Annotated in this window: 9 protein-coding genes; 7 read left to right on the top strand and 2 right to left on the bottom strand. The window is 61.8% G+C overall.

What is annotated here, in order from left to right; translation table 11 throughout:
• Positions 1 to 442: 442 nt before the first annotated feature.
• Both BN2475_RS10615 and BN2475_RS10610 read right to left on the bottom strand, forming a co-directional pair.
• A complete protein-coding gene (locus BN2475_RS10615) occupies positions 443 to 1,459 on the bottom strand; it encodes an HpcH/HpaI aldolase/citrate lyase family protein (RefSeq protein ID WP_094779491.1) in 1,017 nt (338 codons plus the stop codon).
• A 182-nt stretch (positions 1,460 to 1,641) separates the two neighbouring features.
• Positions 1,642 to 2,625, bottom strand: a complete 984-nt coding sequence (locus tag BN2475_RS10610; protein ID WP_094779489.1) for a malate dehydrogenase — start codon at positions 2,623 to 2,625, stop codon at positions 1,642 to 1,644.
• A 591-nt stretch (positions 2,626 to 3,216) separates the two neighbouring features.
• Between BN2475_RS10610 and BN2475_RS10605 the strand changes: the two genes are divergently transcribed.
• From BN2475_RS10605 to BN2475_RS35445, 7 genes are all read left to right on the top strand, one after another.
• A complete protein-coding gene (locus BN2475_RS10605; RefSeq protein WP_094779488.1) occupies positions 3,217 to 4,017 on the top strand; it encodes a GntR family transcriptional regulator in 801 nt (266 codons plus the stop codon).
• Positions 4,018 to 4,174: 157 nt separating this feature from the next.
• Positions 4,175 to 4,591 (top strand): succinate dehydrogenase, cytochrome b556 subunit, encoded by a 417-nt coding sequence (gene sdhC / locus BN2475_RS10600; protein WP_094779487.1) that lies wholly within the window; start codon positions 4,175 to 4,177, stop codon positions 4,589 to 4,591.
• A 3-nt stretch (positions 4,592 to 4,594) separates the two neighbouring features.
• Positions 4,595 to 4,963, top strand: a complete 369-nt coding sequence (sdhD, locus tag BN2475_RS10595) for a succinate dehydrogenase, hydrophobic membrane anchor protein (protein WP_094779486.1) — start codon at positions 4,595 to 4,597, stop codon at positions 4,961 to 4,963.
• 4 nt (positions 4,964 to 4,967) lie between these two features.
• Complete coding sequence (gene sdhA / locus BN2475_RS10590) at positions 4,968 to 6,743, top strand: succinate dehydrogenase flavoprotein subunit (RefSeq protein WP_094779485.1); 1,776 nt, start codon at positions 4,968 to 4,970, stop codon at positions 6,741 to 6,743.
• Positions 6,744 to 6,767: 24 nt separating this feature from the next.
• Positions 6,768 to 7,472 carry a succinate dehydrogenase iron-sulfur subunit gene (locus tag BN2475_RS10585; RefSeq protein ID WP_090808286.1) on the top strand — a complete coding sequence of 235 codons (705 nt, stop codon included), beginning with the start codon at positions 6,768 to 6,770 and terminating at the stop codon, positions 7,470 to 7,472.
• An 84-nt stretch (positions 7,473 to 7,556) separates the two neighbouring features.
• A complete protein-coding gene (locus BN2475_RS10580) occupies positions 7,557 to 7,826 on the top strand; it encodes an FAD assembly factor SdhE (RefSeq protein WP_094779490.1) in 270 nt (89 codons plus the stop codon).
• 72 nt (positions 7,827 to 7,898) lie between these two features.
• The coding region (locus BN2475_RS35445; protein WP_281254201.1) for a citrate/2-methylcitrate synthase at positions 7,899 to 8,178 on the top strand (280 nt) is incomplete at its 3' end.

Here is an 8,178-nt window from a genome sequence, read left to right as displayed (position 1 = left end):
CCGTGCACAGCGCGGTGTTGCCCGCGGTCACGCCGGACAGCGCGACGGATTTTTTCGGCTTGAAGCCGCTTTGTGGTTGATCGCCGCTTTGTGCAGCGGCTTGCGTCGTCTCGCTCATCTCCCGCCATCTCCTGTGTCGACCAGAGTTGGCGCTTCAGCGCCTACTCTGGTCCCATGCTGAGGTTTGACTGGAGTTAGCGCTTCAGCGCTTACTCCAGGCCCTCAGCGGTCGACCTGAGTTAGCGCCTACTCTGGTCCCATGCTGAGGTTTGACTGGAGTTAGCGCTTCAGCGCTTACTCCAGGCCCTCAGCGGTCGACCTGAGTTAGCGCTTACTCAGGTCCCATGCAATATAGTTGCTGTTGGCGCTTCAGCACCTACTCTGGTCCCATGCAACATGGTTGCTGTATGCCTGTTTTTGGCTACTACGTGAAGCACTTCGTTCATGATGCCGATTGTCCGTTAGCGCCCACTTTCGCGAACAGCGGCGCCGCGTCTTGCGGAACGGCGCGGCCCGTGGTTTGCGCGCGGCGCAGCACCGACCAGTAATAGCGGTAGCTTGCGCGGTCGTGCAGCGTGTCGTGATGGCGCGTCGGTCCCCATTGCGCGGATTGCGCGGCCAGCAGGATTTCGGTGGCCGTGGCGATCTCTTCGTCGCGCGGCGCAAACGCGGCGACGATCGCTTCGATCTGCGCCGGATGGATGCTCCACATCCGCGTGTAGCCGAACTCGTTGCGGGCGCGTGCGGCGTCGTTCGCGACCACGCTCATATCGCGCACTTCCGTGCTGACATTGTGCGACGGCACCTTGCCGTGCGCATGGCAGGCGGCCGAAATTTCCAGTTTCGCGCGCCGCACCAGCGGATGATCGAACTGACCAGGCGAGCGCATCGCGGTATCGGGGATCGCGCCGTCGTGCGCGGAGACGAAATCCATCAGGCCGAAGCTCAGTGCCTCGACGCCCGGCAGCGCGGCGAGCTCGAACACGCGCGTGAGCGCGCCGTGGGTTTCGACCAGCAGTTGCACCGGCACGGGTTGCGCGATGCCGAACTCGCGCCGCGTCGCCTCGATGAACGCGACCATTTCGGCGGCATCGGGAACGTTGCGGATTTTCGGCAGCGTGATGTAAGCGGGTGCTTGCTTCGCGGCGCGCAGAATGAGGCGGACGTCGTCACGCCAGTGCGCGTGGGCGAAGTCGTGGATCCGCACGCCGACGCGGCCAAAGCGGTCATGCTCGCTGCCCAGCAGCGACGCGACCAGCTCCGCATGCTCCGCTTCGCGGCCGACTTGTGCGCCGTCTTCGCAATCGAGCGTGATATCGAACACCGGCCCCAGTTGCTGCTGCAACGCGAGCGATTTCAGCATCAGCTTTTCGCTGCCGGCGTAGTGATCGCAGGCGGGCAGTACGGCAGGCGGCACTTCGCCGTCAAACAGCACTTCGGCGGGTGTGAGGGCGCGCATCTTCGGCGTCAAGGAGCGTGGGTAGTGATTAGAGAAACGCTGATTCGGTCGCGCTCTGCCGGACCGCAATCAAGCGGTCGCAAAACGCGTTCGGATCAGCTGCGAAGCGCTGCATTCGCACGAAAAAAACCGGAACCCGCCGCGGTGACGCTTCGGAGTTCCGGTTCATCGGCATCAGAGGCTTAGCCGAGCAGGTGCTGAACGCCTTCGCGCTCTTCCAGCAGTTCCTGCAGCGTGCCGTCCATCTTCTCGCGCGAGAACGCGTCGATTGCCAGGCCTTCGACGCGCTTGTACTCGCCGTTTTCACAGGTCACCGGCACGCCGTAGATGATGTCTTCCGGGATGCCGTACGAGCCGTCCGACGGAATGCCCATCGTGACCCACTTGCCGTTCGTGCCGAGGACCCAGTCGCGCACGTGGTCGATTGCAGCGTTAGCTGCCGACGCCGCCGACGACAGGCCGCGCGCTTCGATGATCGCCGCGCCGCGCTTGCCGACGGTCGGGATGAAGGTGTTGCGGTTCCATTCGTCGTCGTTGATCAGCTTGGTCAGGTCCTGACCTTCAGCGCTCGCGAAACGGAAGTCCGGGTACATGGTCGGCGAGTGGTTGCCCCACACGGCCAGCTTTTCGATCGATGCGACCGGCTTGCCCGACTTGGCCGCCAGTTGCGACAGTGCGCGGTTGTGGTCCAGACGCAGCATCGCGGTGAAGTTCTTCTTCGGCAGATCCGGCGCCGACTTCATCGCGATGTAAGCGTTCGTGTTGGCCGGGTTGCCGACCACCAGCACCTTCACGTCGCGGCTCGCGACATCGTTCAGCGCCTTGCCCTGAACCGTGAAGATCTCGGCGTTGGCCGACAGCAGGTCCTTACGCTCCATGCCTTTCGAACGCGGACGCGCGCCGACCAGCAGGGCCACGTCTGCATCCTTGAATGCAACCTTGGGGTCGTCGGTGATCACGACGCCCGACAGCAGCGGGAATGCGCAATCATCCAGTTCCATCACGACGCCTTTGACGGCGGCTTGCGCTTGCGGCAGGTCGAGCAGTTGCAGGATCACCGGTTGATCCTTGCCGAGCAGGTCGCCATTGGCGATGCGAAATAGCAGGGAGTAAGCGATTTGACCTGCGGCGCCGGTGACGGCAACGCGCTTTGCGGGCTTAGCCATTGAGAAATCTCCAGGACGATGCGTTAGACGCTAGGGAAAACGCCATTCTATATGCGCGTTCAGCGAAGCGTTATGAAACACGGCGGAATTCACGGTTCGCGCACGGCCTCTATCTGTCGAGGTCGAGCGGCGCGCTGCGGCGAGACCGCCATGCCGGAAACCTGTACTACTGAGCGCCCCCGACCCGGCGCCTCGCGCCAGGGCCCCGATGGGGCAATCCCCAAGGGGACTTGCTTCGGAGCGGAAAACCTGGGACGGCCCGGCGTTTTCCTGCGAGAGCGGAGCATCGAGGCGCCGGGTAGCCGCTGCACGGTGCGGGCTCCTGCATACAGCGCGTTTCGGCAAGCGTCTGGCCAATGGATGGCGGCGAATCGAAACCTGGACTGCGTGGGAACAGCATGGTGCAGAGTGGCTGCCGGCGCGTCGCGGCGCTGTATCGAACAGTCGCCGAAAACCCCGCAAACCCTTGCTCGCCAAGGAGTGTAGGAGTCGCCAGACACAAAGTCAACATTATCTTATGTCTTATATAAGACATAACTGTTGCAGGGAAAAGCCTAGACGTGCCCCAGCCCTTTATGATGAAATGCGCGCATGAATTCGAACCCGGCTAACACCACGAACCCGAGCGGCCAAGGGGCCGCGGGCGAAGGTGTATCTGCCGCCGCTCCCGCTGCGTCGCCCACGTTCAGCCCGTTGTATCAGCAGATCAAGGGGCTGATTACGCAGAGTCTCGAAAGCGGCGAATGGAAGCCGGGCGAGATCATTCCTAGTGAAGTCGAATTGGCGGCCAGATACAAGGTCAGTCAAGGCACGGTGCGCAAGGCGATCGACGAGCTTGCCGCCGACAACCTGCTGGTGCGGCGTCAGGGCAAGGGCACCTTCGTTGCGACGCACAACGAGGATCGCGCGCAGTTTCGCTTCCTGAGATTGCTGGCCGATGACGGCGCGGAACACCCGCACGTCAGCCGCCTGCTCGAGTGCCGGCGCTTGCGCGCGTCAGCGGACATTGCCCGGCAACTCGATCTGAAGCCGGCCGATCCGGTCGTGCTGATCAAGCGTTTGCTGCAGTTCGACGGCGAAGTCACCGTACTCGACGAAATCTGGCTGCCCGGCGCCGTGTTCCGCGGACTTACGCTCGAGCGGCTGTCGGAATACAAAGGTCCCCTCTACGCGATGTTCGAGACGGAATTCGGCACCCGCATGATTCGCGCGACGGAGAAGATCCGCGCGGTGGCGGCCGAGCCGGCGGTGGCCGATCTGCTGCATGTGCCCGCGGGCTTCCCGCTGCTGTCGGTCGAGCGCGTGTCCTACACGTATGGGGACCGGCCGGTCGAAGTCCGGCGAGGTTGGTATGTCACAACCGGGTACTACTATCAGAACGATCTGAGCTGAATCGGGCTGACTCGAGGCGCGGCGTCCCACACGCGCGCCTGTTTGACGGCGCCTTCATCGCGCGCACTGTAGCCGACCTGTAGTGGTTTTCGCTGCAGCGCGATATAAAAAGGCGCTAAAATTGCGGATTAGTGTGACTACATAGTAGGGGTCTAGCATGGCTGAAGCCGTAAAAAAACCGAGGCCGGAATTCCGGAACATCGGTATTGGGCAAATATTGACGGCATACCGTCTCCCGCTAGCGGGGCGAGTGTCGATTCTGCACCGCGTGAGTGGTGCCCTGTTGTTCGTTTTTCTTCCGTTCCTGCTGTACCTCTTCGATCAGAGCCTGACTTCCGAACTGAGTTTCGAAGTCTTCAAAGGTTTCCTCTCCAACATCGTCGTCAAGCTGATCACGCTGGTTCTCGCGTGGGCATTCCTGTTTCACTTCTGCGCCGGCATCCGTCACCTGGTGATGGACACCAACCACAATGCGGTGTCGAAGGAAAAGGGCAAGTCGACCTCCATCGTGGTCCTCGTCGTGTCGTCGCTGCTCACTATCGCATTCGCGGCAAAACTGTTCGGAGCATTCTGAAAAATGGCAGCCAATAACCGAATCGGTTCGAAGCGTCTCGTCGTCGGCGCGCATTACGGTCTGCGCGACTGGCTCGCCCAGCGCATCACCGCCTGCATCATGGCGATCTACACGGTGATCCTGCTCGCGTGGTTCTTCGGTGCGCATGACTTCTCGTACGAGGGCTGGGCATCGATCTTCGCGACGCAATGGATGAAGCTCGCCACGTTCGTCACGCTTCTCTCGCTGTTCTACCACGCATGGGTCGGTGTGCGCGATATCTGGATGGACTATGTGAAGCCCGTTGGCACGCGCCTGGTTCTTCAGGTGCTGACGATCGTCTGGCTGCTCGCCTGTGCGGGCTACGCTGCGCAGATTCTCTGGAGAGTGTAAAAGAATGGCTGCAATCAAGAATTCTCTGCCGCGTCGCAAGTTTGACGTGGTTATCGTCGGCGCAGGTGGCTCGGGGATGCGCGCTTCGCTGCAACTCGCGCGCGCCGGTCTGTCGGTCTGCGTGCTGTCCAAGGTGTTCCCGACGCGCTCGCACACGGTCGCTGCCCAGGGTGGCATCGGCGCCTCGCTCGGCAACATGAGCGAAGACAACTGGCACTATCACTTCTACGACACGATCAAGGGTTCCGACTGGCTCGGCGACCAGGACGCGATCGAGTTCATGTGCCGTGAAGCGCCGAACGCCGTCTACGAACTCGAACACTTCGGCATGCCGTTCGACCGTAACGCCGACGGCACGATTTATCAGCGCCCGTTCGGCGGCCATACCGCTAACTACGGCGAAAAGCCGGTGCAACGCGCTTGCGCGGCGGCTGACCGGACCGGCCACGCGCTGCTGCATACGCTGTATCAGCAAAACGTGGCGGCCAAGACGCAATTCTTCGTCGAATGGATGGCGCTGGACCTGATCCGCGACGCCGACGGCGACGTGCTCGGCGTGACCGCGCTGGAAATGGAAACCGGCGACATCTACATCCTCGAAGGCAAGACCACGCTGTTCGCCACGGGCGGCGCGGGCCGGATCTTCGCGGCATCGACCAACGCGTTCATCAACACCGGTGACGGCCTGGGCATGGCCGCGCGTTCGGGCATCGCGCTGCAAGACATGGAATTCTGGCAATTCCACCCGACCGGCGTGGCCGGTGCGGGCGTGCTGATTACCGAAGGCGTGCGCGGCGAAGGCGGCATTCTGCGTAACTCGAACGGCGAGCGTTTCATGGAACGCTATGCGCCGACGCTGAAGGATCTGGCGCCGCGCGACTTCGTTTCGCGTTCGATGGACCAGGAAATCAAGGAAGGCCGCGGCGTGGGTCCGAACAAGGATCACGTGCTGCTCGACCTGTCGCACATCGGCGCCGAGACGATCATGAAGCGTCTGCCGTCGATCCGCGAAATCGCGATGAAGTTCGCGAACGTCGATTGCATCAAGGAGCCGATCCCGGTTGTGCCGACCATTCACTACCAGATGGGCGGTATCCCCACCAACATCAACGGCCAGGTCGTCGGTACGCCGAAGGGTCACGAAGAAGTCGTCAACGGTTTCTACGCCGTGGGCGAATGCTCGTGCGTGTCGGTGCACGGCGCGAACCGTCTCGGCACGAACTCGCTGCTCGACCTGGTGGTGTTCGGCCGCGCGGCCGGCAACCACATCGTCAAGCACGTGAAGGAATTGAAGGAGCACAAGCCGCTGCCGGCCGATGCTGCCGATTTCTCGCTGGCGCGTCTGGCGAAGCTGGACAACTCGTCCTCCGGCGAGTACGCGCAGTCGGTCGCGAACGACATCCGCGGCACGATGCAGAAGCACGCCGGCGTGTTCCGTACCTCGGCGCTGCTGGCTGAAGGCGTCGAGCGCATCCGCGAAGTGGCTGAACGGGTCGACAACATCCATCTGAAGGACAAGTCGAAGGTGTTCAACACGGCCCGCGTCGAAGCGCTCGAAGTGGCGAACCTGGTCGAAGTGGCACGCGCCACGATGGTCTCCGCCGAAGCGCGCAAGGAAAGCCGTGGCGCGCACGCGCAAAACGACTTCGAACATCGCGACGACGAAAACTGGCTGCGCCATACGTTGTGGTTCAGCGAAGGCGATCGCCTCGACTACAAGCCGGTTCACATGAAGCCGCTGACCGTCGAATCGGTGCCGCCGAAAGCGCGTACCTTCTAAGGCACAAGTCAAAGGAATTCAGAAATGGCCAAGCGTACATTTGAAATTTACCGCTACGATCCGGACAAGGACGCGGCACCGCGCATGCAAACGTACGAGATCGAAATCGACTCGCACGAACGCATGCTGCTGGATGCGCTCATCAAGCTGAAGGCGCTGGACGAAACCTTGTCGTTCCGCCGTTCGTGCCGCGAAGGCGTGTGCGGTTCGGACGCAATGAACATCAACGGCAAGAACGGTCTGGCGTGCCTGACGAACCTGAACGACCTGCCGCAGAAGATCGTGCTGCGTCCGCTGCCGGGTCTGCCGGTCGTGCGTGACCTGATCTGCGACTTCACGCAGTTCTTCAACCAGTATCACTCGATCAAGCCGTACCTGATCAACGATACGCCGCCGCCGGAAAAGGAGCGTCTGCAGTCGCCGGAAGAACGCGACGAGCTCGACGGCCTGTACGAATGTATCCTGTGCGCCAGCTGCTCGACCTCGTGCCCGAGCTTCTGGTGGAACCCGGACAAGTTCGTCGGCCCGGCTGGCCTGTTGCAAGCCTACCGTTTCATCGCGGACAGCCGCGACGAAGCGACGGGCGAACGCCTCGACAACCTGGAAGATCCGTACCGTCTGTTCCGTTGCCATACCATCATGAACTGCGTCGACGTTTGCCCGAAGGGCCTGAACCCGACCAAGGCGATTGGCAAGATCAAGGAATTGATGGTTCGCCGCGCTGTCTAGGATGAATAACCCCCACGCTCCCTATCGTTCGCTGCCCCCGAGGGGGCGGTCAGTATGCTTGGGGGCGGCCCGGCGCGTCCTGACATGAACGAATCACATCAGTCCGACCCTCTCCGCCGCGCTCGCCTTCGCTGGCGTGCGCGGCGGGGCCTGCTGGAAAACGATCTGATCTTTGAGCGTTTTTTCAGCCGATATGAGCATGACCTCAGCGATGCCGACGTGGGCGCACTCACGCGCCTGCTGGAGCTGAGCGATAACGACCTGATGGACTTGCTGCTCGCACGCAAGGAACCAGAAGGCGAGCTTGCCGACCCGGACGTCATCCGGGTGCTGGAGCTGCTGCGCAACGCTTGAGCGCCGCCAGCCCGTTGTTCCAGGCGTGCAATTATCGAAACCCCGTTTTTATACTTCGATTGAGGATGTGCTATGACCCCGTCAGATGTTAAAGCCACGCTATCGTTCAGCGACAATTCGCCGAGCGTTGAAATGCCGATTTACAAGGGCACGCTCGGCCCGGACGTGATCGACATTCGCAAACTGTACGGCCAGACCGGCAAATTCACGTACGACCCGGGCTTCATGTCGACGGCGGCGTGCAATTCGGCGATCACCTACATCGACGGCGATAAGGGCGAGCTGCTGTATCGCGGTTATCCGATCGACAACCTCGCGCAGAACGCCGACTTTCTCGAAACCTGCTACCTGC

It is taken from the genome of Paraburkholderia ribeironis (assembly GCF_900019265.1).
In the GTDB taxonomy this organism is placed as follows: domain Bacteria; phylum Pseudomonadota; class Gammaproteobacteria; order Burkholderiales; family Burkholderiaceae; genus Paraburkholderia; species Paraburkholderia ribeironis.
The sequence above is the reverse complement of the archived record's forward strand: the minus strand, read 5'-3'. Positions and strand labels throughout refer to the sequence as shown.